General features: G+C 65.5%; 22 protein-coding genes. 8 read left to right on the plus strand and 14 right to left on the minus strand.

The annotated features are described in order from the left end of the window. Positions 1-11: 11 nt before the first annotated feature. The 4 genes from AC1MDG_RS14675 to galU all read right to left on the minus strand — a co-directional run bounded on the left by AC1MDG_RS14675 (position 12) and on the right by galU (position 3,455). The gene (locus AC1MDG_RS14675; RefSeq protein WP_479804733.1) at positions 12-800 is read right to left on the minus strand and encodes an SDR family oxidoreductase; all 789 of its coding nucleotides are present in this window, start codon (positions 798-800) and stop codon (positions 12-14) included. 18 nt (positions 801-818) lie between these two features. Further along, entirely contained in the window at positions 819-1,784 is a 966-nt protein-coding gene (locus AC1MDG_RS14680; RefSeq protein ID WP_479804735.1) for a hypothetical protein, read from the minus strand. A 141-nt stretch (positions 1,785-1,925) separates the two neighbouring features. Beyond that, complete coding sequence (locus AC1MDG_RS14685; protein WP_479804737.1) at positions 1,926-2,543, minus strand: GNAT family N-acetyltransferase; 618 nt, start codon at positions 2,541-2,543, stop codon at positions 1,926-1,928. Positions 2,544-2,549: 6 nt separating this feature from the next. Continuing rightward, positions 2,550-3,455, minus strand: coding sequence for a UTP--glucose-1-phosphate uridylyltransferase GalU (galU, locus tag AC1MDG_RS14690; RefSeq protein WP_043482848.1), 906 nt, complete (start codon positions 3,453-3,455; stop codon positions 2,550-2,552). Between the two features lie 109 nt (positions 3,456-3,564). Between galU and AC1MDG_RS14695 the strand changes: the two genes are divergently transcribed. The 3 genes from AC1MDG_RS14695 (at position 3,565) to cpaB (ending at position 5,404) form a co-directional block, all read left to right on the plus strand. After that, positions 3,565-4,161 (plus strand): 5-formyltetrahydrofolate cyclo-ligase, encoded by a 597-nt coding sequence (locus AC1MDG_RS14695; protein WP_479804739.1) that lies wholly within the window; start codon positions 3,565-3,567, stop codon positions 4,159-4,161. A gap of 137 nt (positions 4,162-4,298) precedes the next feature. Continuing rightward, positions 4,299-4,547, plus strand: coding sequence for an FmdB family zinc ribbon protein (locus tag AC1MDG_RS14700; protein ID WP_043482853.1), 249 nt, complete (start codon positions 4,299-4,301; stop codon positions 4,545-4,547). A 128-nt stretch (positions 4,548-4,675) separates the two neighbouring features. Continuing rightward, entirely contained in the window at positions 4,676-5,404 is a 729-nt protein-coding gene (gene cpaB, locus AC1MDG_RS14705) for a Flp pilus assembly protein CpaB (RefSeq protein WP_479804741.1), read from the plus strand. A gap of 103 nt (positions 5,405-5,507) precedes the next feature. On the opposite strand, the gene AC1MDG_RS14710 is transcribed toward cpaB, so the two are convergent. From AC1MDG_RS14710 to AC1MDG_RS14730, 5 genes are all read right to left on the minus strand, one after another. Beyond that, the gene (locus tag AC1MDG_RS14710; protein ID WP_479804742.1) at positions 5,508-9,731 is read right to left on the minus strand and encodes an AAA family ATPase; all 4,224 of its coding nucleotides are present in this window, start codon (positions 9,729-9,731) and stop codon (positions 5,508-5,510) included. A 130-nt stretch (positions 9,732-9,861) separates the two neighbouring features. After that, positions 9,862-11,451 (minus strand): glutamine-hydrolyzing GMP synthase, encoded by a 1,590-nt coding sequence (gene guaA / locus AC1MDG_RS14715; RefSeq protein WP_043482858.1) that lies wholly within the window; start codon positions 11,449-11,451, stop codon positions 9,862-9,864. An 83-nt stretch (positions 11,452-11,534) separates the two neighbouring features. Next, the gene (locus AC1MDG_RS14720) at positions 11,535-12,047 is read right to left on the minus strand and encodes a DUF3817 domain-containing protein (RefSeq protein WP_479804744.1); all 513 of its coding nucleotides are present in this window, start codon (positions 12,045-12,047) and stop codon (positions 11,535-11,537) included. Continuing rightward, complete coding sequence (locus AC1MDG_RS14725) at positions 12,044-12,931, minus strand: SURF1 family protein (protein ID WP_479804746.1); 888 nt, start codon at positions 12,929-12,931, stop codon at positions 12,044-12,046. Before AC1MDG_RS14725 ends, AC1MDG_RS14720 begins: the two co-directional genes overlap by 4 nt. Positions 12,932-12,990: 59 nt before the next feature. Further along, positions 12,991-13,305 carry a helix-turn-helix domain-containing protein gene (locus AC1MDG_RS14730; RefSeq protein WP_479804747.1) on the minus strand — a complete coding sequence of 105 codons (315 nt, stop codon included), beginning with the start codon at positions 13,303-13,305 and terminating at the stop codon, positions 12,991-12,993. Between the two features lie 66 nt (positions 13,306-13,371). Here AC1MDG_RS14730 and map point away from each other — a divergent pair, with 66 nt between their 5' ends. Continuing rightward, positions 13,372-14,154 carry a type I methionyl aminopeptidase gene (gene map, locus AC1MDG_RS14735; RefSeq protein ID WP_479804748.1) on the plus strand — a complete coding sequence of 261 codons (783 nt, stop codon included), beginning with the start codon at positions 13,372-13,374 and terminating at the stop codon, positions 14,152-14,154. Positions 14,155-14,173: 19 nt separating this feature from the next. On the opposite strand, the gene AC1MDG_RS14740 is transcribed toward map, so the two are convergent. The 3 genes from AC1MDG_RS14740 to AC1MDG_RS14750 all read right to left on the minus strand — a co-directional run bounded on the left by AC1MDG_RS14740 (position 14,174) and on the right by AC1MDG_RS14750 (position 17,725). Then, complete coding sequence (locus tag AC1MDG_RS14740) at positions 14,174-14,662, minus strand: PTS sugar transporter subunit IIA (protein WP_043482871.1); 489 nt, start codon at positions 14,660-14,662, stop codon at positions 14,174-14,176. A gap of 51 nt (positions 14,663-14,713) precedes the next feature. Beyond that, positions 14,714-16,465 carry a glycerol-3-phosphate dehydrogenase/oxidase gene (locus AC1MDG_RS14745; protein WP_479804750.1) on the minus strand — a complete coding sequence of 584 codons (1,752 nt, stop codon included), beginning with the start codon at positions 16,463-16,465 and terminating at the stop codon, positions 14,714-14,716. A 123-nt stretch (positions 16,466-16,588) separates the two neighbouring features. Then, positions 16,589-17,725 carry a GuaB3 family IMP dehydrogenase-related protein gene (locus tag AC1MDG_RS14750; RefSeq protein WP_479804751.1) on the minus strand — a complete coding sequence of 379 codons (1,137 nt, stop codon included), beginning with the start codon at positions 17,723-17,725 and terminating at the stop codon, positions 16,589-16,591. Positions 17,726-17,945: 220 nt separating this feature from the next. Here AC1MDG_RS14750 and AC1MDG_RS14755 point away from each other — a divergent pair, with 220 nt between their 5' ends. From AC1MDG_RS14755 to AC1MDG_RS14770, 4 genes are all read left to right on the plus strand, one after another. Next, complete coding sequence (locus tag AC1MDG_RS14755) at positions 17,946-19,874, plus strand: S8 family peptidase (protein ID WP_479804753.1); 1,929 nt, start codon at positions 17,946-17,948, stop codon at positions 19,872-19,874. 217 nt (positions 19,875-20,091) lie between these two features. Continuing rightward, positions 20,092-20,985 carry a WXG100 family type VII secretion target gene (locus tag AC1MDG_RS14760; protein WP_479804755.1) on the plus strand — a complete coding sequence of 298 codons (894 nt, stop codon included), beginning with the start codon at positions 20,092-20,094 and terminating at the stop codon, positions 20,983-20,985. Between the two features lie 59 nt (positions 20,986-21,044). Further along, entirely contained in the window at positions 21,045-21,695 is a 651-nt protein-coding gene (locus AC1MDG_RS14765; RefSeq protein ID WP_479804757.1) for a hypothetical protein, read from the plus strand. After that, positions 21,692-22,213, plus strand: coding sequence for a hypothetical protein (locus tag AC1MDG_RS14770; RefSeq protein WP_479804759.1), 522 nt, complete (start codon positions 21,692-21,694; stop codon positions 22,211-22,213). Before AC1MDG_RS14765 ends, AC1MDG_RS14770 begins: the two co-directional genes overlap by 4 nt. A gap of 19 nt (positions 22,214-22,232) precedes the next feature. On the opposite strand, the gene AC1MDG_RS14775 is transcribed toward AC1MDG_RS14770, so the two are convergent. Together AC1MDG_RS14775 and guaB are read right to left on the minus strand one after the other, a co-directional pair. Then, positions 22,233-24,092 carry an ABC transporter ATP-binding protein gene (locus AC1MDG_RS14775; protein WP_043482886.1) on the minus strand — a complete coding sequence of 620 codons (1,860 nt, stop codon included), beginning with the start codon at positions 24,090-24,092 and terminating at the stop codon, positions 22,233-22,235. A 78-nt stretch (positions 24,093-24,170) separates the two neighbouring features. After that, the gene (gene guaB, locus AC1MDG_RS14780) at positions 24,171-25,682 is read right to left on the minus strand and encodes an IMP dehydrogenase (RefSeq protein ID WP_043482889.1); all 1,512 of its coding nucleotides are present in this window, start codon (positions 25,680-25,682) and stop codon (positions 24,171-24,173) included. Positions 25,683-25,826 lie beyond the last annotated feature (144 nt).

Consider the following 25,826-nt stretch of genomic DNA (forward strand, 5'->3'; position numbering starts at 1 on the left):
CTAGCTGCCCGCTACCGCTTCGCCAGCCAGCCCGCGAAGGTCTCAGTTCCGTACCGGTGCTCCGGAACCAGGTTGCCGCCCTCCTTAAGGTATTTTCCCATGGCCCCCGGCAGGGGCAAACGGACCAGGCGCCCCCGGGACCCGCTGTGGTGCTTCCAGGTTTCTGCCAGTTCCGCCATCCCGTTGACTTCCGGGCCGCCCACCGTCCGGAGCCGGTGGAGTTCCTGCGAAGGCCCTTCGACGGCTGCTTCGAGCAGTGCCGACGCCGCCTCGCCGGGCGCCATGGTTTGAAACCTCGCGCCCTTGACCACCGGGATGAGCCCCACTGTGGCGCCGGCCGCGAACAGCCGGACCAGGAGGCTGTGAAACTGGGTGGCGCGCACCGTAACGGTCTCAAGGGCGGACGCGGCGTAAATACGTTCCTTGTCCGCCTTGGACCGATAGAAGCGCAGGGGCACCTGGTCGCAGTTGATGATGGACAGCAGCACAGCCTTGCGGACACCGGCATCGTGCGCAGCGTTGAGGAGGCGGGCGCCGCCGGCCGCGAAATCTTTGAGGGCCCTCCCTGATCTGCCTTCCAGGCAGTCAATCACGACGGCGGCACCGGCCAGGGCGGCCGCCAGCCCTTCACCTGTGGTGACGTCTGCGCGGTAGTAGTCCGCGCCGTCGTACGCCCCTTCGGCACCGGGCCCCGGCGGGTGGCGGCTGATAACGGAAACGTCGTGGCCCAGCTGCACGGCCTGTCGGACCACCTCACGGCCCACCTGTCCGGTGCCGCCGGCAACACAGATGCGGGTCATGCTCCAGAGGCTACAGGCTCAGGCCCTGCGGCGCTGCAATACGTCGTCCAGGTTGCTCAAGGCGCTCTGCGCCTTGGTCAGGGCCTTGGGAGCGGCACCGGACGCAGCGGGGGCCGCGGCCGGACCCTGCTTGAGGGACGGCTTGCCTACAGCTTTGGGAGCTTCTGGCAGGTCAAGCGGATCAGGGGCGGCACGTTCTGCCTTGGCGGCTTCGACGTAAGTCGGTCTGGGAACGTCAACAGGCTCCCAGCTGGAGTCCGCGCTGACAGCTGAGCCGGGTGCCGTGGCGGTGCGCAGGGCGGTGTCCCCGGACGCCTTTGCCTCTGCGAGGGCCGCTTCACGCAGCTCCTGGGCTGTCAGCGGCTTTACCTTGGGCTTGTTCCCTGCCTCGGCGTCGAAAAGCGGGATTTCCGGAGCGTCCACGGCAGGTTCCCGGCTGGGACGCGGCACCGCAGCACGCATCTGCCGTTCCGGAGCCGACATGGCCGCACGGAATGCAGCGTTCATCCTGGCGCGGCGGTCCCGTACCGCCAGCCGCCGCAGCAAAGCTACCGCCACAACGGCTGCGAAGAGGGCCCCGACGGGCAACCAGGACGAGCCCAGTCCGAAAATACGGAAGATTCCGGCCACCACCCCGGTCAGCAGGGACACCAGGCCCACGAGTGCGATCGCGCATCGTCCGTAACGGATCCTCAGTGCTCCCGGGCGCGCCGTTGCCGGCCCCGGGCCGACGGCGGTTGTCGCGGACCCCTGGGCGGATCCGGTGGCCTGCTTGGTTACCATTGATTTCTCCTGCTGGGCGGCCATTTTCATGGCGTTTCCGGCTTGGGGGTCTGCGGGTTCGGCGTAGTTGATTTCGGACATCAGCTCGGCTGCGGGTTGAAGCTGATGCCGGCGGTTTCGGAGTACATACGGGGCTACCCACACGATCCAGAGCGCAACAGCGACAACAAGGATCACTGAGCTGCTAAGAGGGAAGTCCACATTCAAAACCGTAAGAGCATTTAGCCGACAGCTCTGGCATTAGCTCCGGTGTGTCGCAGGGCAGGTGGCAAATCAATGGATTTATGACGAAAAACACAGAACGGCGAACCGGGTGGCGTCGATCAAAAACCTAACGCCAGGTCACGCCGGGCGGGTTCGAAGCCACCTGGCCAGCAGCCCTTCGGGGACTTCCTCGGACGTCAAGGCGAAGGACCGGTGGTCCGCCCAGTCGCCGTTGATGTGCAGGAACCGCGGCCGGTAGCCTTCGTCGCGGAAACCGAGCTTCTCCACCACCCGCAGGCTGGGCCCGTTTTCAGGCCTGATATTGATCTCCATCCGGTGCAGCCCGAGGGTTCCGAAGCAGTAGTCGGTGGCCATGGCCACAGCCGTGGGTGCGATCCCCCTGCCGGCACACGACTTGTCCACCCAGTATCCAAGCGTCGCCATCATCGCCGAGCCCCAAATGATGGATGACACGGTGACCTGCCCAACGATGACGGGATCACGCCGGCCCGGCGTGCGCTCCGCGATCACGAAGGGCAACGCCGTGGCCTGGGCAGCCTGCGAGTTGAGAGACCTGACCATTTGCCGGTAGTCCGGAAGCGCCCCTCCCGGGGCCGGGTTCGAGGCCTCCCACGGTGCCAGCCAATCGGAATTGCGGGACCGGACCGCCATCCATTCCTTGCGGTCACGGTAACGGATGGGGCGCAGAACAATGTCGCCGCATTCCAGCGTCACCGGCCAGATGCTGCCCCGCATGGGACGTTACTTGGCCAGGGAGGCGGTGAATTCCGGCAGCCACTCCCGCAGCCCGGGGCCGAGGTCGTCGCTGTCGCAGGCCAGCTGGACGCAGGCCTTGAGGTAGCTGAGCTTGTCGCCGGTGTCGTAGCGGCGGCCACGGAACACAACGCCGTATACGCCGTACCCTTCGCCCTCCCCTGCAGCCAGTTCCTGGAGGGCGTCCGTCAGCTGGATTTCCCCGCCCCTGCCCGGTTCGGTGCGTTCGAGGACATCGAAGACCGCGGGGTGGAGGACGTAGCGGCCGATCACGGCCAAGTTGGACGGCGCTTCTGCGGCGTCCGGCTTTTCCACGAGCTTCCTGATCCGCACGAAGCCGTTCATGTCGGTGTCATCGATGTCGGCGCAGCCGTAGGCGCTGATCTGGGAAGGCTCCACCTCAATGAGCGCCACCACGGAGCCACCGGTCTTGGCCTGCACTTCGATCATCTTGCTGAGCAGTTCGTCACGTGCGTCGATGAGGTCGTCGCCAAGCAGAACCGCAAAGGGTTCGTAGCCTACGTGCTGCTTCGCGCGCAGCACCGCGTGGCCGAGGCCCATGGGGTCGCCCTGGCGCACGTAGTGGATGTCACCGAGGTTGCTTGCGGCCTGGATGGCTTCGAGCTTGGCGGTGTCACCCTTGGCTTCCAGGGTGGCCTCCAGCGAAGGGACCCGGTCGAAGTGGTCTTCGAGGGCGCGCTTGTTCCGGCCGGTGATCATCAGGATGTCGGTGAGGCCCACACTGACGGCTTCTTCGACGACATACTGGATGGCGGGCTTGTCCACGACCGGCAGCATTTCCTTGGGCATGGCCTTGGTGGCCGGAAGGAACCTGGTACCGAGGCCGGCAGCGGGAATGACAGCCTTGCGGACAGAAGTATTGGTGGTAGTCACTGGACTAATCTAGCGTCAGGGACCAAACATTGGGTAATTGCACGGACCACCCCGCCGGCCCCGCACCGGGGCCTCCGTTCACGGCTCCCGACCTGAAAGGACGGCACGGATGCCATCGAAGGAAGAGATCCGCTCGGCCCACAGAATCGAGCGTGCCGCTTTCTCCCCCGCCGGCCTGGAAGCCGCCGGAGCAGGCATCGCCCGGCACGGACTCCAGTGGGCCGCCATGGTTGCCGCCGGCGAGCGGAGCACCTTTGCCGCTTACCTGGGGGTGGGATTCGAGCCTCCCACGCTCCCGCTCCTTGCCGCACTGCACGGCACCGGGCACCGCGTACTGTTGCCGGTCTGCGGGCCTGACCGCACCCTGTCCTGGGTCTTCTGGACGCCCGCAACTGACTTCGTCCGCAGCAGCTACGCCCCCATCGAGGAACCCGTGGGGGAACAGCACGGCATCGAGGCAATGAGCGAAGTGGCCGGAGTCTTTGTCCCTGCCACGGCCGTGGACCTGTCAGGTAACAGGATCGGCCAGGGCGGTGGCTACTACGATAAATTCCTCTCGGGGCTGGATGCCGCCGGCCTGCCCCTGCCCGCCGCCGCAGTGGTCTTTGACGGCGAAGTCCTGCCGGCCGGCAGCATCCCCGCAGAGCCCTTTGACCGGAAGGTCCCGGTGGCGGTCACCCCGTCGCGACTCACACAGCTGATGTGAAACCCGTCCGCAGCGGGTGATAGAATTGGCACTCAGGCCCTGCGACTGCTAAAGGACAAGACCTGCCGGCAGAACGCGGCAGTGATTTCCATCAGGCAGCACGGGACCTGCTCGTTTGTCCCAGAGGAGGATTTCCAGTGCCCACGTATGCATATGCCTGCAAGGACTGCAGCCACGCCTTCGAGATCGTGCAGTCGTTCACCGACAGCTCCCTCACCTCCTGCCCTGAGTGCGAGGGAACCCTGCGCAAGAAGTTCAACAGCGTCGGCGTCGTCTTCAAGGGTTCCGGCTTCTACCGGACGGATTCGCGCGATACCAAGGGCAGCAGTGTTTCGCCTGCCCCGGCAGCCGCTCCGGCGCCCGCCACCGCAGCTGCCGCCAACTGAGGCTGCACCCGGCGTTCCCTCGTTCGGCGGAATAGCGGACACCATGGCTGTGCTCTACCGGTCCTGGTTTTCCACATAGGTCCCCGCCGGGCTGTCCGCGCCCCCACCGGACTTCGTAGCCTCACGGTATGCCCTCCATCTTCCGCAATCACGGACTCTCATCGCCCCGGCAGAACTTCAGGACAGGACGCCCGGGCCGTTCGAGGCCATCAGGTGCGCGCCGCCTCAGCTCATGGCTCAACCGCAACCGCAGGCTCGTCGTCGCGCTCCTGCTGTGTGCTGCCGCCGGCATCGCCGTGCAGCAGCTGACCCCGGCACCGGCACACACTGTCACAGCGATGGCCTCGGCCCGGGACCTTCCCGCCGGAGCTGCATTGTCAAGCAATGAGGTGGTGCCCGTGAAGGTCCCGCCAGGCATGATGCCCGCCGGGGCCTTCACGGACGTCTCCGCGCTGCAGGGCAAACAGCTGGCAGCCCCGCTGCGCAAGGGCCAGCTGATCTCCGACACGCAATTGCTCGGACCCGGCCTGCTGGCGGGCACAGAACCCGGATCTGCAGCCGTGCCGCTGAGGATGGCGGACCCCTCGTCCATCCAGCTCGTGGCGCCCGGCCAGCTGGTCAATATTGTGATGACCAACGGAACGGACTTCGGCAAGGCAGCCGAATCGGAAGTGCTGGCAGCCTCCGTGCCCGTGCTCTGGACCTCGGGGCAGGGCGGACAGACCGGGCAATGGCTGGGGACCGGAGAAACGGAGGGTCTCATCGTGGTCGCAGCGGATCCGGAGCAGGCCCGGCGCCTCGCCGGCGCCTCAACACAGGGAAAACTCTTCTTTGTGCTGGTGGGGGCACCGGGCTAGCTGCCCTGCGCCCGGCTGCACTGGGCTTGCTGCACGGCGGCCGCCCTGGGCCGCCTACGTGGCCGCCCGGCTAACCCTGCGGTGCGGGCCTGCCGTGCTGGCCTCAGCCCCAGTGCGGGGGTTTCTGCTCCTGCAGCCAGGCATCGTGGTCGTAGTCTGAACCGTGATCGCCCCAGCGTTTCGGGTCATCTTCGGCTGCCTTGTTCGGCAGCACTCCCGACGCCGCGCCGACACCCGCCGGCTGACGCGACCTGTCCGTCGCTGGTTCGTCCGACCCGGGCCCGGGAGCGTCCTGGCTGTCCGTTTCGCTGCTGTTTGTGTCCATGCCGTATTCCTTGGTGTCTTCTACTGCTTCGCTGCCGGCGCCATGGGCCTCGTCCCGGGACGCGCGGCGCTCCTCCAAGGATACCGAGTGGTTGTCCCGGGGGGCCGCACCGCCGGGAGTGCCGCTCTCCGCTTGGGCTTCCTCATCAGCACCGTTATTGCCGCGGTCGGCGCTGTTCAGCGTCAGGTTGTCCACGTCGTCCTCGAAGAACGACTGCGAGGCGGTTGAGAAGCCGGTGACAACGGGCTTCTCCAGCCCGAGGTAACCGCCAATCCGGTCAGCGCAGGCGGACGGATCCGTGAACACCTCGATGGTCCACAGGGGCATGTAGCGCCAGCCAAGGCGTTCCAGCAGTTGCGGGCGGAGCCTGCTCCGTTCCCGGACGCTCATTCGCCGGTATTGCTCAGTTCCGTCCGACTCAATGGCCACGGGCCTGGGGATTTCGGCGTCATCGTGACCGATGGAATTCACCGGGTCCGCGGCGGCGGCAACGTCAAGCACGCCGTCGTACTGGTGCCAGACCCTGGCTCCCCGGGCACGCAGCCTGTCACCGAGGTCTGCCACCAGCGGGTCCGCCCCCAGTGCCTGCTCGCTGGCTGCGGCGCGCGACGCGGGGGTGCCCAGGTCGGTGTTGCCGGCAATCTCACGGTCCAGCAGCTCATAGAAGTCCACTGCGCCATGGCTGAGGCGGCTGACATCCAGGTCCTCCGGCTTGAAGCAGCTGAGCACATGCAGGGAACGCCGCGCACGGGTCATGGCCAGCGCGAATTTCGCCCGGCCGCCTTCAGCGGACAACGGTCCGAAATTGTGGAGCGCGCGGCCGTGCGGCGTGCGGCCATAACCCGGGGAGAAGATCACGTGGTCGCGGACCAGGCCCTGGGCACGTTCCAGGTCCACCACACGGAAGGATTCCGGTCCGGCCGTGAAGAAACTTGCCAGCAGCGGGTAGTTGGGCAGCTGCAGCCGGATGGCCTCGCCGATCCTGGCGGCGTGGCGGAGGCTGGCCGTGACCACGGCGAGGGAGGTCCTTGGCCGCAGGCGGGCGTGCTCAAACACGAGCTCAACCACCCGGTTGACCTCAGCTACGGCGGATTCAACGCCTTCCTGGTCGGCGCTCGGGAGGCCGGTGCCGTCCGGCAGGTATTCCACCAGCAGGGCGCGGTCCAGTCCGGTGGCTGTCTGACCCTCGGGGAGCCTGTGGAGGTGCCCGTCGTAGAAACTCTTGCTCAGTTGCAGCACGAGGTCCTCGTCAACTGCCCGGTACGCGCAGGTCAGCCGCCGGGTCGGCAGCACCGCGGACAAGGCCGTGTAGGCACTCTCGACGCTCTGGTGGGCCGTCTCGCCGGCAGCCAGCCGCTCGACGCCAACGGTGAAGGTGCGGGGGCTGGCGATCTTATCGTCACCGAAGGCAATCACCTGTTTGGCCCGGGCGATCGCCGGCAGGACCGCCTGGAGGGAGGTGGCCTCGGCGTCGAGGATGACCACGGCGTCGAACTTCTGCTCAGCCGGCAGCAGTCCGGTCATCAGGTAGGGGCTCACCGACCATACCGGTACCAGCATGGGAACCAGGGCCGGGGCCTGCGCCGTGAGGGCGGCCAGCGTGACCCGGCCGTCCTTCAGGAGGCTCCGGAGCAGGTCTGCCTGCCGGGGGTTCTCGGCAATGCCGGCGCGCCACCGTTCGGACAGCTTCCACCGCAGCCGCGCCGCACCGCTGGCGATGTGGGCATTGTCCGCCAAGCGGTATTCGGCTTCGAGCTGCCGCAGGGCGTCGCCGTCGGACATCGCCAGATAGTCGTCACCGCTGATCATCGCTTCAAGGGCCGACTGCCACCAGGCAAGTTCCAGCTCCGCTGCGACGGATGCCGCCGGCACTTCCCGCTCTGCCAGGTCGGCAAGCAGTTCCCCGAGTCCGTGCTCGCGCATGTTCTCGATGAGAAGCGTGCGCTCCGGAAGCGTCTTGAGCGTCCGGGTGTCGGCCACCAGCCGCTCCAGGCGTTCCATCAGTTCTTCGTAGGGCGTGTGCTGGAGGTCCCCGCCTGCCTCTGTATGCTTGACGGCCGCACCCAGCTGGGCCAGTTCCCGCTCCAGGCTGCGGTACATCACATTCACTTCGCCCAGGCCGGACGGCACTGCGGGATGGCGCTGCGTGGTGGCGTAATCCGCCCAGAGCGCCCGCTGCTCCTGGACCAGCACCAATGAGCTGTGGAGGTCAGCGATGTGCACGCCGGGGCGGACGTATTCCTTGGCAACGCGCCGCAGCCGGGAACGCTGCATGGAAGGCATCTCGATGTTCCGTTCGCGGCGCCACGGGGAGGTGGCTGTCGCGGAGATGAGGTCGTGGACCGGCCGGTCGAAGATGTCCGGGGTGAATTTGTCCAGGCTCTCCCTGACCGCCATCAGCAACTCGAGCTGGGCGCCCCATTCGTGGAAGGTCGTGCCGAGGCGTATCTGGGCGTGCTCTGCCACCTCGTTCATACGGTTGCGGAGCACTGGCAGGTTCTTCTCGACCGAGCGGGCAACGTCCTGCGCCTCTTCGGTTTCCTTGCGGGTCAGGAGCCGCGCGCCGTGCCAGGGGCTGGCCGTGGAAGCCCGGCTGAAACTGCCCAGCTCGGCCGCACGGTGAAGTCGACCGGCAAGTTCCTCACGGTCGCGGATGTTGTCCAGGACGCTTCGCTTCAGGCGCACCGTGGTGGCGGGCGGCGTCGGCTGGATGGATGTCAGCTCGGCCAGCGACTGCATGGCCTGGTAGGGCGAGCAGCCCCAGCGCTCACGGACGTTGTGCAGCGAGGCCACGTGGTCCATGAGGGCATGCCGGTGCTCTGCCAGCGTGGTGTGGAGATTTTGGAGCTGGGGCTGAAGCGACTTCTCGTTCCGGACGATGGCCCGCACCAGCTGGCCCTTGAGTTGCAGCGGACTAGCCGTTCCGGAGAGCGCAAACAAGATGGATTCCAGGCCCAGCGTCTCCAGCTGGGCTCCGATCTCACTGAGGCTGGCCCGGCGGTCGCCCACCACCAGGACGGTCTTTCCCTCGTCCACCAGGGCGCCGATGGTGTTGATGGCAGTCTGTGTCTGCCCCGTACCGGGCGGGCTGCTGACCAGGAGCGAGTCACCGGCACGCACGGCGTCCACCACATACTGCTGGTCGGCGTCGGCGTCGAGGAGCAGCAGCTCATCGGCCGGATCCCGCTGGTCGATGTCCTGGAAGCGGTCCTCGGCGAGCTCGGCCACCTCCACGGCGTCGCCGGCTGCGGCACTGGCCAGGGCAGCTACGAGGGGGTTGTTCTGGTTGATCCACGGGTCGTCAAGGTTTCCGGAAAGGTCCGCAAACGTTGACACGAGCAGGTTGTGTTCCACTTCGGCCCCGTGGATGGGCTTGATGAGCGTCCCCAGGCGGTCCAGGACGGGCTGGGGATCGAAGCGGGCCGTGCTGTAGGCCATCCGGGTCACGGCGTTGACATCGAAAACTATCCCGTGGATTGTCTTCAGGTGCCGGATCAGTGCCGGATTGATCTGGGCCTGCTCCGTCAGCTGAAGTTCGTAGTCGTCCTCGCCCGGACGGACGGTCAGGGAAATGGCGGTCAGCATGACCGGCGCAGACACCCGCTGCGGCTTTCCGCCCACAGCCGACGTCCAGGACACCGTTCCGGCCGAAAAATACCCGGCGTCGATGCCCCGGTCATTGCTGAGCTCGAAGATCTTCGAGCGGAGGTTGCGCGAAGCCCTCGCCGCAACGACGTACTGATCGTGGTCACGGATGAGCGTGGACAGGCGTGTGCGCCGCCCCGCCATGAGCTGCGCCAGTCCGGACGGATGGGCATGGGTGATGTCGATGGAGCCTTCCGGCGTCTTGGTGAAACGCAGCATCGTGTCTGCTCCGGTGACCGGTTTAAGCCCCGACAGCCACTTCCTGAGCTCTTCGGAGCCCTCTGGGAGGCCTTGACCAACTGACACTACTGCCTTCTTTTCTGCGTTTGCACGTGACGCCCTGGACCATACCGGCATACTTTCGAGCGTAGCCCGTATCGGGGCCCAGTGAGAGACCGCAACACTGGAGCGGGCCAAAATTGCGCCGGATTTAGCGTGAATAAAACAAAGTGGCCGGTCTCATCGCTGAGACCGGCCACTCACAGTGCTATTCCCACTCGATGGTTCCCGGCGGCTTGCTGGTCACGTCCAGGACCACCCGGTTGACGCCTTCCACCTCATTGGTAATGCGGTTGGAAATTCTCGCCAGCAGGTCGTAAGGAAGCCGTGACCAGTCGGCGGTCATCGCGTCTTCGGACGAGACGGGACGGAGCACGATCGGGTGACCGTAGGTGCGGCCGTCGCCCATAACGCCGACGCTGCGGACATCGGCGAGCAGGACCACAGGCATCTGCCACACCTCGTTGTCCAGGCCGGCGGCGGTCAGTTCGGCACGGGCAATGGCGTCCGCCTTGCGGAGCAGGTCCAGGCGTTCCTTGGTGACCTCACCAACGATGCGGATTCCGAGGCCGGGCCCGGGGAACGGCTGGCGGCCGACGATTTCCTGCGGCAGCCCCAGCTGGGCGCCAACGGCACGGACCTCGTCCTTGAACAGGGCGCGCAGCGGTTCAACCAGCTCGAACTGCAGGTCCTCGGGAAGACCGCCCACGTTGTGGTGGCTCTTGATGTTGGCTGCACCTTCGCCGCCGCCGGATTCAACGACGTCCGGGTACAGCGTGCCCTGGACCAGGAACTTGATCTTCTCACCGTGCGCGGCTGCCTCGGCGATGATGGCCAGTTCAGCCTCTTCGAACGCGCGGATGAACTCACGGCCGATGATCTTGCGCTTCGTTTCCGGATCGCTGACGCCGGCCAGGGCCGCCTGGAAGCGCTCCTGCTCGTTGGCAACATACAGCTTGACGCCGGTGGCGGCCACGAAGTCGCGTTCCACCTGTTCGGCTTCGCCTTCGCGCAGCAGGCCGTGGTCAACGAACACGCAGGTCAGCTGGTCGCCGACGGCGCGCTGGACCAGTGCTGCGGCAACCGCGGAGTCAACGCCGCCGGAGAGTCCGCAGATGACCCGGGCATCGCCGATCTGCTTGCGGATCCGGTCCACCTGCTCCTCGAGGATGTTCCCCGTGGTCCAGTTGGGTTCCAGCTTGGCGCCCTTGAACAGGAAGTTCTCGAGTACCTGCTGGCCGTAAGCGGAGTGCTTCACCTCCGGGTGCCACTGTACGCCGTACAGGCACTTCTCCTCGTTGGCGAAGGCAGCCACTTCCGCGCCCGCCGTCGTCGCAAGCACTTCAAAACCTTCGGGAGCAGCGTGCACGGAGTCCCCGTGGCTCATCCAGGTGTTCTGGTGCTGCGGCATCCCTTCGAGCACGGAGCGTCCCTCGCCGAGAATGGTGGTCCGGGTGGAGCCGTATTCGCGCAGGCCCGTCTTGTCGACTTTTCCGCCCAGCGCGTTGGCCATCGCCTGGAAGCCGTAGCAGATGCCGAAAACGGGGATCCCGGCTTCAAAGAGGTCAGCACCCACACTCGGTGCGCCTTCCGCGTACACGCTGGAAGGGCCACCGGAAAGGATGATGGCGGCGGGGTTCTTGGCCAGCAGTTGCTCGGTGCTGTAGGTATGCGGAACCACTTCCGAATACACATTCGCTTCCCGGACGCGGCGGGCAATCAGCTGCGCGTACTGGGCACCGTAGTCAACAACCAGCACCGGCTTCTGGGAAGTCTGGGGTGCAGTGGGAGTAGTCACCGTCCTAGACTACTTTGCGCCGCCGGTCACCCGCACCTTGAGAAGCCGCGGGTAAGCGATCTCACAGGACCCGGGACGGCGGGTCAGTAGCGATTGGACGCCTGTGGATTCGCGGCGAGTTCGGCCTCCACCTCGGCGTGGAACTTCTTCTCCACCACGAAGGACAGGAACGGAACCACACCGCCCAGGGCCAGGAGAATCAGTTTGGCGAAGGGCCACCGCATCAGCGACCACAGGCGGAAGTTGGACATGAGGTACACAACGTACATCCAGCCGTGCACAATCAGCACCGCCACGGAGAGGTTGACTCCCCCGAGGACGCCCTGCGGCTCGGCGTCTGCGAACCCGAAGCCAAACGGCTGGCCCGTGACCGCGTTGGTGCCGCCTGCGAACAGGTACTGGCCGAAGGCGTAACGGGCAACCAGTTCGGCGCACAGCAGGAGGAGCATCCCGCCCGTCAGGTAGGCCATGACTTTGTAGAACTTCAGGGCGGACCGGATCTGGGCTTCAGTCCCGCCGAACCTGCGCTTCTTTACGGTGCCCGATCCGCCGGTCTGGGACGGCTGGGGCTGGATGGCCGGCTTGGGGTCGATCATGGCTGTACCTTTTGTTCATTCGGGCTCGGATTATCTGAGGTGTTGGCGTGCAGTGCGGCTTGCTGTGGGTCTACGGGTTGGGCATCGCCTTCGGAATGTTCGTCGTCGAACTCGTCCTCGAGGTCGCGGCGGTAGTCGTCTTTCACCATTCGCCACCAGATGAACAGCGCGAACCCGGCGAACACTATCCACTCCACGGAGTAGAACAGGTTGAGCCAGTTCACCTGCTGGGCCGGCGGCTGCGGGCCGATGTTCAGGGGCTTCAGTTCACCGTTGACGGCCGCGGCGCTGACGTCAGCGCCGGCGGCCAGCTCGGAGGTGGCCGCCACGAATCCCGGGTAGCTGCTGACTTCCCAGGCGTTGATGAGTTCCGCCACCGATACTGCCGTGGCGCGTCCGGGTTCGGGGGCGGTGTTCGGCAGCGGGGCTTCGGAGGGCAGGAGGCGCCCGGTCAGTTCAACAACGCCCGACGGCGGCGCGTCCGCCTGGGCGGGGTCGGCCACCCATCCGCGGGCGACCGGTATCCAGGTTTGGGGCGTTGCCCCTGCGCCGCTGAGGACAGGAGCACCCTGAACCGAAAACGCGGAAACCACCCAGTACCCGGTGGCGCCGTCATGAAGGCGGTTCGGGACCAGTACCTGCTTGTCGGGGTCGTAGGATCCTTTGGCCGTGACCATCTGGTCCGCCACGGAGCCGTGGAAGAATTCACCCGGCCGGAGCACCGTGATCAGCTGCTTGACGTCTTCGGTGCCGGTGGAAACCGGCGCCTCCGGCTGGGTTGAGCGGCCGAATTGCCACTGGCTCAGCAGCACAAAAACCCCCGAGATGACGATCGCAAACACCAGGCCTGCGATCCAGCGGGGTTTGAGGGCAGTTTTCAACACACCTTAACCGTACTTCGTCCTCGTGTAGAACAACGAAACGGGCCGTGCCCCAGGTTGTCCTAGGCAGGGACACTCGTTGAGAGCCGCCCACGTGCATTGTGATCGGCGCTGGTCGGTTCAACACCCCGGCCGGTCTGGCTAATCTCCGCCCACACGGCATCGAGGGAGAGCCCGAGGACATCGGCGATCGCAGCGATGGTCGGGAAGGCGGGCGTCGCTATGCGGCCCGTCTCAATCTTCCGGAGGGTCTCCGGCGAGACACGTGCATCGAGCGCGGTTTCGAGCATCGAGCGCTCGCCCCTGGCGCGACGCAACAGGGCACCGAGGCGTTCTCCGCGCTCGACTTCTGCGGGTGTGAGTGGGAGTCTAACCATGGCTCCGATTATAGTACCGGGATAATATGGCCGGGATAGTTATTGGATGCAAGAGGAAGGCGCCGCATGATCGAGATCCTGAACCCCGCCGAAGTGGACCGGGCAAGAGTGGCAGGTGCCTTGGTCGCCGACATCCTGCAGACGCTGAAGAGCCGGAGTACGGTGGGCACGAACCTCCTGGACATCGACCGGTGGGCCCAGGCGATGATCATCGAGGCCGGGGCACTGTCCTGTTACGTCGACTACGAGCCATCTTTCGGACGCGGGCCGTTCGGCCACTACATCTGCACGGGAGTCAACGACGCCGTGCTCCACGGACTGCCACACGACTACACGCTTGCCGACGGCGACCTGCTGACACTCGACCTCGCCGTCTCCAAAGGAGGTGTCGCTGCAGACTCCGCCGTCAGCTTCATCGTGGGCGACTCAAAGCCGCCGGAGAGCACCGCCATGATCAGCGCGACGGAGCGAGCCTTGAGCGCCGGGATAGCCGCTGCCGGGCCCGGGGCCCGCATCGGTGACATCTCCCATGCCATCGGCTCTGTCCTCAGCGAGGCGGGGTACCCGGTGAACACCGAGTTCGGAGGTCATGGCATCGGATCGACGATGCACCAGGACCCGCACGTCCCAAACACCGGACGGCCCGGCCGTGGGTACAAACTGCGGCCCGGGCTGCTGCTCGCACTGGAGCCGTGGGTCATGGCCGACACCGCGGAACTCATCACGGACGCCGACGGGTGGACGCTTCGAAGCGCGACGGGCTGCCGCACAGCACACAGTGAGCACACGATCGCCATCACCAAGGATGGAGCGGAGATCCTCACCTTGCCGACGCAGGCACACTCGTGAAGGGTGCCCGATCAGCCCACTAGTGGTCGAAGAACACCAGGCTGGAGTTGATGAGCTCCGCGATCACCTCGGGGTCGTAGGCCCGGCGAAGGGATTCCCGGAACGATTCCTTTGACAGCGAGCGGGCCAGCGTGGCCAGTACTTCGAGGTGGTCCGAAAAGGAACTTGCCGGCGTCGCAATCAACAAGATGACTGTGGCGGGGCCGTCGGCGGCACCGAAGTCCAGGGCTTTTCCGTACTTGGTGATTCCCACGGCGATCGAGGTCCGGGACACGAATTCACTGCGGGCGTGCGGCAGCCCCACTCCCCCGGGCAGGCCGGTGGCCAGCTGGTGCTCCCGGGCATTGACGTGCTTCAGGAAGCCTTCGAGGTCCGACACGCGCCCGGCCGCATAAAGGCGTTCCGCCAGCTGAGTCGCTGCGTCGGTCTTGTCCTTGGCATCAAGCTCAAGAATCACCATTTCCGGTGTGGTGAGTTCGGCATCGTACCGGTCCAGTGGTTCCGCCAAGAGTTGTCCCTTCAGTGAGGCAGGAGGCGCGCGTCAGTCATCCGCCTTGCGTCAACGCAACGGGACAATGTCCTCGACGCCCAGGCGTGCGGCGTCGGCAGATTCATCGTCCGGCTGCTCCTGGCTCAGCCGTTCGGCTTCCACCCGGGCAAGGTAATGCTTGATTTCGCTTTCGCGCTGCGCATCGCTCCAGCCAAGAATTTCTCCCATCAGCTTAGCGACTACCGGGACCGCGGACACACCCCGGTCCCAGGACTCGATCGAAATACGCGTTCTGCGCGTCAATACGTCATGTACATGACGGGCTCCTTCGTGGGTGGCCGCATAAACGGCCTCGGCCTGAAGGTAGTCGTCCGCGCCCGGCAGCGGTTCGGCCAGGGCAGGGTTCTCCTTGATGAGCGCCAGGACCTCCGTGGTCATCGATCCGTACCGGTTGAGCAGGTGTTCAATCCTGGCCACATGCACGCCGCTCTCTTCGGCGGTCCGGTTGCGCCGGTTCCACGCTGCTTTGAACCCGCTGGCTCCCAGCAGGGGGATGGAATCGGTGCAGCTGGGCGCCACGCGTTCGTCCATGCTCCGCGTCGCTTCATCGACCGCGTCCTTGGCCATGACACGGTAGGTGGTCCACTTTCCGCCTGCCACCACCACGAGGCCCGGTACCGGGTGGGCCACCACGTGTTCGCGGGACAGCTTGGCCGTTGAGTCGTTCTCTCCCGCCAGCAGGGGCCGCAACCCGGCATAGACGCCTTCGACGTCTTCCCTCGTCAGGGGCCGCTTGAGGACCTTGTTGACGTGTTCGAGGATGTAATCGATGTCCTTGCTGGACGCCGCCGGGTGGGCCTTGTCGAGATGCCAGTCGGTATCCGTGGTGCCGATGATCCAGTGCCGCCCCCACGGAATCACGAACAGCACCGATTTCTCGGTCCGCAAAATGAGGCCAACAGTTGACTGGAACCGGTCGCGCGGCACTACAAGGTGGATGCCCTTGGAGGCGCGGACCTTCAGCTGCCCGCGGTCCGTCACCATGGCCTGGGTCTCGTCGGTCCACACGCCGGTTGCGTTGATGACCTGCTTGGCCCGGATGCTGAAAGTGGAGCCGTCCTCGCGGTTGACCACCTTGGCGCCCACCACCCGCTCACCTTCGCGGAGGAAGTCCACCACAGCCGTTTGGTTGACTGCATGGGCACCGTAGTACGCGGCCGTGCGGATCAGGTTGGCTACATACTTGGCGTCGTCAACCTGGCCGTCGTAGTAGCGGATGGACCCGACGAAGGCGTCGTCCTTCAGGCTTGGCGCTGCGCGCAGCGTGCCGCGGCGGGAAAGGTGCTTGTGGAAAGGAACACCCCGCTGGTGGCCGCTGGAAATGGACATGACGTCGTAGAGGGCAATTCCCGCGCCAACATAGGGCCGCTCGAAGAAAGGCTTGGTCAGGGGGTAGAGGAAGGGTACGGGCCGGGCCAGGTGGGGGGCGATCTCCGACAGCAACAGGCCGCGTTCATGCAGCGCTTCCTTCACCAGCCCGAAATCGAGCATCTCGAGGTAGCGAAGCCCGCCGTGAATGAGCTTGGAGGAGCGTGAGGACGTACCTGCCGCCCAGTCACTGGCCTCCACGATGCCTACGCTCAGGCCGCGCGTGATGGCGTCCAGGGCAGCGCCCGTGCCCACGATGCCACCGCCGACGATGAGGATGTCAAGTTCCTTGCCCGGCTCCATTGTTGCCTTGAGCGCCGCCAGGGACGCTTCCCGGGCCGCGGGGCCGAGTGCCCCCAGCTGAAAAGACGAACCACCGGAAGAACTGTTCATTTCACGCCTCCATCCGCATCAAACCTCGTAGTTCACCAGACTACTTCCTAGGCATGCGGATGGGCAGGGCTCAATTCCGGCCGGTCCCGGAGTCCGGGACCGGCCAATTTCGAAGGCGCTGCCTCAGTTTCCGGAGTACGGGGACACGACGACGTCGACCCGCTGGAATTCCTTCAGGTCCGAATAGCCGGTGGTCGCCATGGAGCGGCGGAGGGCACCGATCAGGTTGGATGTGCCGTTGGTGTGGTGGCCCGGCCCGAAGAGGACCTCCTCAAGCGGGCCCACGGTGCCGACGTTGACCCTGTCACCACGCGGCAGCTCCAGGTGGTGGGCCTCCTGGCCCCAGTGCCAGCCCTTGCCCGGAGCTTCTTCGGCGCGGGCAAGCGCGCTGCCGAGCATGACGGCGTCAGCGCCCATGGCAATGGCCTTGACGATATCGCCGGAGGACCCCATGCCGCCGTCGGCAATTACGTGAACGTAACGGCCGCCGGACTCGTCCATGTAGTCGCGGCGGGCTGCTGCGACGTCGGAAATTGCCGACGCCATGGGCGAGTGGATGCCCAGGGCCCGACGGGTGGTGGTGGTGGCGCCGCCGCCGAAGCCCACCAGCACGCCGGCAGCACCGGTGCGCATGAGGTGGAGGGCCGGAGTGTAACCGGCAGCGCCGCCCACGATCACCGGAACGTCCAGCTCGTAGATGAACTGCTTGAGGTTCAGCGGTTCGTGGTCCTTGGAGACGTGCTCGGCGGAGACCGTGGTGCCCCGGATCACGAAAATGTCCACGCCGGCGGCGACGACGGTCTTGTAGTGCTCCTGGGTGCGCTGCGGGGTGAGCGAGCCGGCAACGGTCACGCCGGCGGCACGGACTTCGGCCAGGCGGGACGTAATCAGTTCCGGCTGGATGGGGGCCTGGTATAGCTCCTGCATCCGTCGGGTGACGGCGGGGCTGTTGGTCTCGTCCTCCAGCGCGCCGATCTGGTCGAGGACGGACTGGGGGTCCTCATACCGCGTCCACAGCCCCTCAAGGTCCAGCACCCCGAGGCCGCCGAGGCGGCCCAGGGCAATGGCGGTTGCGGGGGACATTGCTGAGTCCATGGGTGCGGCGATGACCGGCATATCGAACTTGTAGGCATCTATCTGCCACGAGACCGAAACGTCCTTGGGATCACGCGTACGACGGTTGGGGACGATCGCGATGTCATCCAGGGAGTAGGCACGACGCCCACGCTTGCCACGGCCAATCTCAATCTCATAAGTCACGTGACCACTTTACTTGACCACGCGGGATACGGCGGGGCGACTCCCCGCCGTCATCGTGGAAACTGATAGTCCACACTTTATTGACTACTTTTGTCAACCATTTACAAGTTATGAAAATACCTTTACGTTTACTGTCGGTTACCACCTGATCCACCACGTGACCGCCCATCACTCCACCCTCCGGGCCACACCTATGCCCGATCCGAGAAAGAAGCTCCTTTTGGCAAAAGCAGCAAGTGCACCAATCAGGCGCCATCGCATACTGGCGCTGTCGCTCGCCGCAGCAGTCGGCACCCTGGCCTTCGCCGGTTCACCGGTCTTCGCCACCACTGAAACCGCAGACGGTTCCGCGTCCGGACAGGCCGCGGCTCGAAGCACCCCGGTGCAGGATGTGGCCGCCGGCGAGGCCTACACAAAGTTCATCGTGGATTACAAGGAAACCGCCGCCAACGCCACGCCGAACGGCCGCGCCAACGCCTGGGGCAAGGCTGCCAACGCGCAGGGCGTGACGGTCAAGGAGGTCCGCACCCTGGCCACCGGCGGAACGCTGATCGAGGCGGACAGGGCCCTGGCCGGACAGGCAGCCCGGGACTTCATGGCCGGGATTGCGGCGTCGGGCTCGGTCGAATCCGTCGAGCCTGATGCCCGGATGACCGTGGCGCTCACACCCAACGATCCGCGCTACGGCGAACAATGGGATTTCACCGCAACCAACGGCATGCGGATTCCCGGAGCTTGGGACGTCGCCACCGGAACCGGCGTGACAGTGGCCGTGATCGACACCGGCATCACGGCCCACCCGGACCTGGACGCGAACGTGCTCCCCGGTTATGACTTTGTCTCCGACGCCACCGCGGCACGGGACGGGAACGGCCGCGACGCCAACGCGCAGGACCAGGGCGACTGGTACGCCGCCGGCGAGTGCGGCCAGACAACGGCCGGCAACAGTTCCTGGCACGGCACCCACGTCGCCGGCACCGTGGCTGCCGTGACCGGCAACGCCACCGGAGTGGCCGGCGTGGCACCCAACGCCAAAGTGGTGCCGGTCCGCGTCCTGGCAAAGTGCGGGGGTTCGCTGTCCGACATTGCCGATGCGATCATCTGGTCAGCCGGCGGTACCGTCTCGGGCATCCCGGCCAATGCCAACCCTGCCAAGGTCATCAACATGAGCCTGGGCGGCTCCGGTTCCTGCGGCAGCACCTACCAGGCGGCCATCGATTCCGCGGTTTCGCGGGGAGCCACAGTGGTGGTCGCCGCCGGCAACAGCAACCAGGATGCTTCCGGATTCCGCCCGGCGAACTGCAACAGCGTGGTGAGTGTGGCTGCGAGCAACCCGAGCGGCAGTCTCTCCTACTACTCCAACTACGGCGCCACGGTTGACCTGACCGCGCCGGGCGGAGACGTCAGGGTGACCGGCGGCGGAATCCTCTCCACCATCAACACCGGCACCACCACGCCGTCCTCGGCGGGCTACGCCAACTACCAAGGGACCTCCATGGCGGCTCCGCACGTGGCCGGGCTCGCCGCACTGATGAAATCCAAGACTTCCTCACTCACCCCCGCCCAGGTTGAGTCCACGCTCAAGCAGGGAACCCGCGCCATGCCGGGCGGCTGCACCACCGGCTGCGGCGCGGGACTCTCGGACGCCACCAAGACCATGGGGCTGCTGGGCGGGACCACTCCCCCGCCGTCGGGCAACCTCCTGCTGAACCCCGGCTTCGAAGAGGGCGCAGTCTCCTGGACCTCCGACCACGCCGACACGTTTGAGACAGGGACGAATGCCCGGACCGGTTCCCGCTTCGCAGGACTCAACGGCTGGGGCCAGGCAACGTCCTACAAGCTGGACCAGGCATTCGCTGTCCCCTCCGCCGTGTCCGCCGCGTCGCTGTCCTTCTACTTGAAGGTGCAGTCAGACGAGACCACTGCCAGCTCGGCCTACGACACCCTCAAAGTCCAGGTGATCAGCGGCGGCACCACCACCACGCTGGCCACGTACTCCAACCTCAACGAGTCCACCGGCTACGTCCAGAAGCAGCTGGACCTTTCCGCCTACAAAGGCAAGAGCGTGACCCTGCGCTTCCTGGGCGTCGAGGATTCATCGCTGTCGACGTACTTCTACCTGGATGACACGTCCGTGACCACCTCCTAGCCTCCGGCCGGGAATGTCCGGGAACCGCCGGCCGCGCACCCTTGCGCGGCCGGCGGTTCCCGCGTCCGGGGTGGATCCGCGCTTGCCACGCGGTCAACCGGCGCCGCCGGCGAAACCCGGGGGGACAAGTCCCCATCGCACGACTTCGGTTCATGGAATAGTTTGGACGGATAATCCGCAGGCAGGCATCGCCGGCCCAAACAACTTGGGGGACACTATGGCGCCAGGCTTTTACGGTGCTGACATCAACCAGCTTCGAACGCTGTCAAAATCCCTGGGACAATCGGGAACCCGGCTGAAGAACGTGGAATCCACCGTCAATTCCCTGGTTCAATCGGCCGTCTGGAAGGGCTCAGACGGCGACAAGTTCCGCAGTGAATGGGCTTCCACTCTGCGGCCCATGCTGAACCGCTCCTCGGAGTCGCTTAACAGCCAGTCGAAGCTCTTGCTTGCCCATGCCAAAGACCAGGAACAAGCCAGCAATGCCGGAAGCGGCCACACCCCTTCCCCGGCGCCGGGTGCCCCGGCACCGGCTTCCCCACCGACTCCGGCTCAGGAACGGAACTGGGGCGATGCCTTTACGGACCCCAACTACGAACACGCGCCTTCAGGACTTGAATGGCTGCTGGAGAAGGGGGTAACAGAGGACGGCAACGCAACTTCAGACATTGCCAGCGCCCTGCAGTTCGTCGCAGACAAGTTCAGCTGGAACCTCGAACTTGCGCAGGTCGAAAAGGGCGTCAGCAAGTTCTTTGACGCCATGAGGGGCGTCGGCAAGGGCCTCGTCGGGCTGGGCATCGTCCTCGGCGCCCTCGACATCATGTCAGGCATTGAGAACCGCGATCCCTTCCGGGTCGCTGATGGTGCAGTTGGCGGAGGCCTGGCGTTAGCCGCGGGAATCGCTGCTGCCAGCGGCGTCGGACTGCCTGTTGCGGCAGCCATCGGCGGCGCCGGCCTCCTGTGGGGCCTGGCATCGATGGCCTCCGGCGACGTGCCTGTCACCAAGAGGATCTGGGACTTCGGCTCGGGCGTAGTGGGCGGTGTTAAGGACCTTGCCAACGGCGCCAAGGATGCCGTGGGGTGGGTCGGCGGTAAGCTCGGATTCGGCTAGCAGACCGCGGCGGGGCGGCCCCGGTGCACAAGGCAGCAACAGCAGACCATAAGGAACACATGACTGAGCAGACATTGCCCGAGACGGCATACCGTGTCACGAGCCACGAAATTTTGGCCCTCCTCGCGTTTGAGCCAGGGCCGGGGACAGCACTAACCCGTCGCGTGCTGGGTCTTGCGGACCTGCCTGATGACCATGACATAGTCCGGGCCGGCGTCGGTACTCTCAACGTCCGGGATACAGCTTCGGTTGATGGCGACGTGGTCAGCCTGCATGGTCCGGCCAACTTCCTGGCCCGGGTTTTTAGCACGGCAACTCTGTGGTTCGACATCACCCGTGTGGGTCCGGATGCCGTGGCGCCTGCTTATGTCGTCGAATCTCCAGCGGGCCGGATTGCACTCTTCCTTCGACCCTTGAGCGAGTATGTTTGCCTGCCTATGAGCGATGACGCCGATACGTTGGACATGGTGGAAGCCACCGTCAACGACGCCGTCGGCTCGGCGCAGACGCCTTCGGGCGGTATCATCACCTCCCGCCGTTACGACCGGGACGGCGAACCGGTGGTTGCCAACATCAAGGTGCTCGAAAACGGCGTGTTGAGTCTGGCGTCGGCACCCGTCGACGAGAGCGGACAGCTGACAGTCCGCGACCTGCAGGCCGCTGAACTGCCCGGCTCCGTGGTCCGCTCCCTGCTGGCAGGGCCAGCATGACGCGCCCGGACCTGACGGGCACAGACCCGACCGTGATGACGCCCGGGGCCGCATACGGATTCGCGCAGCGCCGGTCGTGGGTGTTCTCCGCCTGGTGGTTCTCTGCTGTACTGGCAGCCTCCGGTGTGGCATATTCCGGTTTTTCCCTGATGCTGGGACGGAGCCCTGAAACCGGCGTGGTCTTGGTTATCCTGGGTGCAGCGATGTCCGCCATGGGCTGGGCACTGACCGCCATGCCTCGCTTCACGCGCAAATTCCCCAAGCCGGCTGCCGACATCCCTCGGGTGGAGCAGGGTATCAGGACCACTCCCATTACGATCCGGACGTTCCTCATCGCCACCGCGCTGGGTGTGGCGTCCCTGGCCATACTCACGCCCAGGGACGCCTATCCGGACATACTTCCCGTCCTGGCAATGATCGTGACTTTAGCAGTTGGCGTGTGTGCTGGGCTGGCATATATACGCCGGCTGATGATCGGCAGCGCCGAGCTGTACGACCGGTGGCTCGAACGCCGCTGAGGGCGCGCCGGCTGACCTGTCAGAACCCCTCGGCTTCGTCCACGGTGAGCTGGGATTCGAACATCCTGAAGTACCGGCCGCGGAGGGCCACCAGTTCGCGGTGGGTTCCCTGCTCAACGATCCGCCCGTCTTCGAGCATATAGACGATGTCCGCTTTCTCAATCGTTGCGAGCCGGTGGCTGATGGCGATGATCGTGCTGCTGCGGTCGGCGAAGAGCCGGGTGAAGATCCGGTGCTCGGCGAGGGCGTCGATTGCCGACGTCGGCTCGTCCATCACCATGAAGGAGGCGTTCCGGTAGAAGTTCCGGGCCATGGCAAGCCGCTGCCACTGGCCGCCGCTCAATCCGCTGCCCTTGCGCCCGCGCGGATCTTCCATCCAGTTGCTGACGTGGTTGTCCAGGCCGTTAGGCAGTTTGTTGATGAACTCGAGGGCCTCGGCGTCTGAGGCCGCCCGCCGGATCCGCTCATCGTCCCGCGGCGAATCGACGTCGCCAAAGAGAATGTTCTCTGCTGCCGTGGCGAACTCGTACTTGAGGAATTCCTGGCTTAGCACCGCCAGATGGCGGTGCCAGGACGTGACGTCGACGGCGGCGAGGTCCACGCCGTCGAGCATCACCTGCCCCGAATCGGGGCGGTAGAGGCCGGCAAGAATCCGGATCAGGGTGGACTTGCCGGCGCCGTTCTCCCCCACGATGGCGATGTGCTGGCCCTCGCGGATGGTCATGCTGATGCCGCGGATCACCTCAATGTCGCTGCCCGTGTACGTGAAGCGGATGTCCCGCAGCTCCACGGTCTTCGGCGCCTGCAACAGCGGCGGGGCATGCTCAGAGTGCACCGGGAGCGCCATGAAGAGTTCGTAGTCCTTGAGGTTCGCCAGGTCCTCGTCGATGGAGCTGAGCGAGGAGACCAGATTATTGGCCGTGGACAGTGCCCGGCTGACAATCTGCTGGACGTAGAGGAACTGCCCCACCGGCTGGGCACGGGCGATGATCTGGCCCACCACCCAGATCAGCGAAACAACCTCGGCGCCATATTGCAGGGCGTCCGCCGCCAGCTGCTTGGGAATGTACCGCTTCTGGAAATCCAACCGCCGCTTTTCGTCCGCGTCCCGGAGCCGGGAACGGAGCCCCATCAGGTAGCCGACGATCCCGTAGAGGCGCATCTCCGCAATATGTTGCGGCCGCAGCAGGTTGGTTTCGATCATCCGGCGCTGGCGGCGGGAGTCCACCTGCGTGTTCCAGTGCGCGATCTGCTCACGGGAGAGTTTGAACTGCAGGTAGACGCTGGGGACGATGGCCACCAACACGATCACCGCGATCCACCAGCTGACCAGCAGGAGTGCTCCGACCGCGAGGATCACCGACACCAGCTGCGTGAAGATCGCGGCGATCCGGTCCAGGACCCGGGCATAGGAATCGGAGAACCGCTTGGCGCGGTCGTACAGGTCCACCGTTTCCTTGTCGTCGTAGCGCCAGAACTCGAGTGCCAGGAACCGCTCGTACATGAGGTCCCCCACGATGGCCCCGACCCTGAAGCTCATGAGTTGCTGGATGTAGCGGTCCACGCTGCTGAAAGCACCCCAGAAGAGGCCCAGGGCGGCGGTAACGATGACGTAGACGATCGCCTGCTGGCCGGCAGCCGCGTCGCCGGCGTACGCGGCAGCCAGGGCGGTGGTGGTCAGCGCGGCAAAGTAGGTGGTGACCAGGGGCAGCACCGCTGAGATCAGCGAACCGACCACCTTCATCACGACGGCGGCAGGCGAGGCCCGGAAGCTGACCCGCAGCACCTGCGCGACAGCCCGCGCGTAGGGCCTCACGGCCAGCCGCCGCTGGGGGTCCCTTTTCGGGCTTAGTTCGGCGGGGTGGCGTGGTTGGGACATGCCTCCAGCCTAGTGCTGCGCACAGAAGCAAACAGGCCGCGGGGAACTCCCCACGGCCTGTTTGACGAATGCCGGGATCTAGCGTGAACCGTAGTTCGGGGCTTCCACCGTCATCTGGATATCGTGCGGGTGCGATTCCTTGAGGCCGGCCGGAGTGATCCGGACGAACTTGCCCCGTGCCTTCAGCTCGGCGACCGTGGGGGCGCCGGTGTAGAACATGGTCTGGCGCAGGCCGCCCACCAGCTGGTAGGCAACGGATGCCAGCGGGCCGCGGTAGGCCACGCGGCCTTCGATGCCTTCCGGGATCAGCTTGTCGTCGCCGGAAACGTCGGCCTGGAAGTAGCGGTCCTTGGAATAGGACGTGTTCTTGCCGCGGGTCTGCATGGCTCCGAGGGAACCCATGCCGCGGTAGCTCTTGAACTGCTTGCCGTTCACGAAGATGAGCTCACCGGGTGACTCGTCGCAACCGGCCAGCAGCGAACCGAGCATCACGGTGTCGGCGCCGGCAACCAGCGCCTTGCCGATGTCGCCCGAGTACTGGAGGCCGCCGTCGGCGATCAGCGGAACGCCGGCCGGGATGGCAGCCTTCGCGGACTCGTAGATGGCGGTGATCTGCGGAACGCCCACACCGGCCACCACGCGTGTGGTGCAGATGGAGCCCGGGCCCACGCCCACTTTGATGCCGTCGGCGCCGGCGTCGATGAGCGCCTGCGCACCTTCGCGGGTGGCCGCCTGGCCGCCGATGATGTCAACGTGTGCGGCTGCGGGGTCGGACTTCAGGCGGCGGATCATGTCCAGCACGCCCTGGGAGTGCCCGTTGGCCGTGTCCACGAACAAAGCGTCCACGCCGGCGTCCACGAGGGTCATGGCGCGTTCCCAGCCGTCTCCGAAGAAGCCGATGGCGGCGCCGACGCGGAGCCTGCCTTCGTCGTCCTTGGTGGCCAGCGGGTACTGCTCGGCCTTGGTGAAGTCCTTCGTAGTGATGAGGCCCTTGAGCCGGCCCTGGTCATCAACCAGCGGAAGCTTTTCGATCTTGTTGGTGGCGAGCTTGTGCGAGGCTTCCTCGCGGCTGATGCCTACGTGCCCGGTGACCAGGGGCATCTTGGTCATAACGTCGCTGACGAGGCGGATCGGGAAATCCGCTTCCGGCACGAAGCGGGTGTCGCGGTTGGTGACAATGCCCAGCAACCGCATTCCCTCGTCCACCACCGGCAGGCCGGAAACGCGGTAGTGCGAGCAGATCTCGTCCAGTTCGGCCAGGGTCGCTTCCGGTCCGATGGTCAGCGGGTTGGTGATCATCCCGGATTCGCTGCGCTTTACACGGTCCACCTGGTCGGCCTGGTCCTGGATGGACAGGTTGCGGTGGACCACGCCCAGGCCGCCCTGGCGGGCCATGGCGATGGCCATGCGCGACTCGGTGACGGTGTCCATGGCTGCGGACAACAGCGGCGTCTGGACAGTGATGCGCTTGGAAATGCGTGAGGATGTGTCTGCTTCTGACGGGATGACGTCGGTGTGCCCGGGCAGGAGCAGGACGTCGTCGTAGGTCAGGCCGATAAAGCCGAACGGGTTGTGTTCGGGCTGGGTCATGAGTGCGCCTCTTACCTTAATTCCGGGGTTCACGGGTAGGGGTTGCAGCTGATGACCAGCCCGTCATTACGGGACTGGCCTGTGCAGATGGTGGTGCCTTGGTGCGGAAGTGTTGAATAAATTCTAGAACCTCGGCGGCGATCC

Source organism: Arthrobacter sp. AIWTK1 (assembly GCF_056680535.1).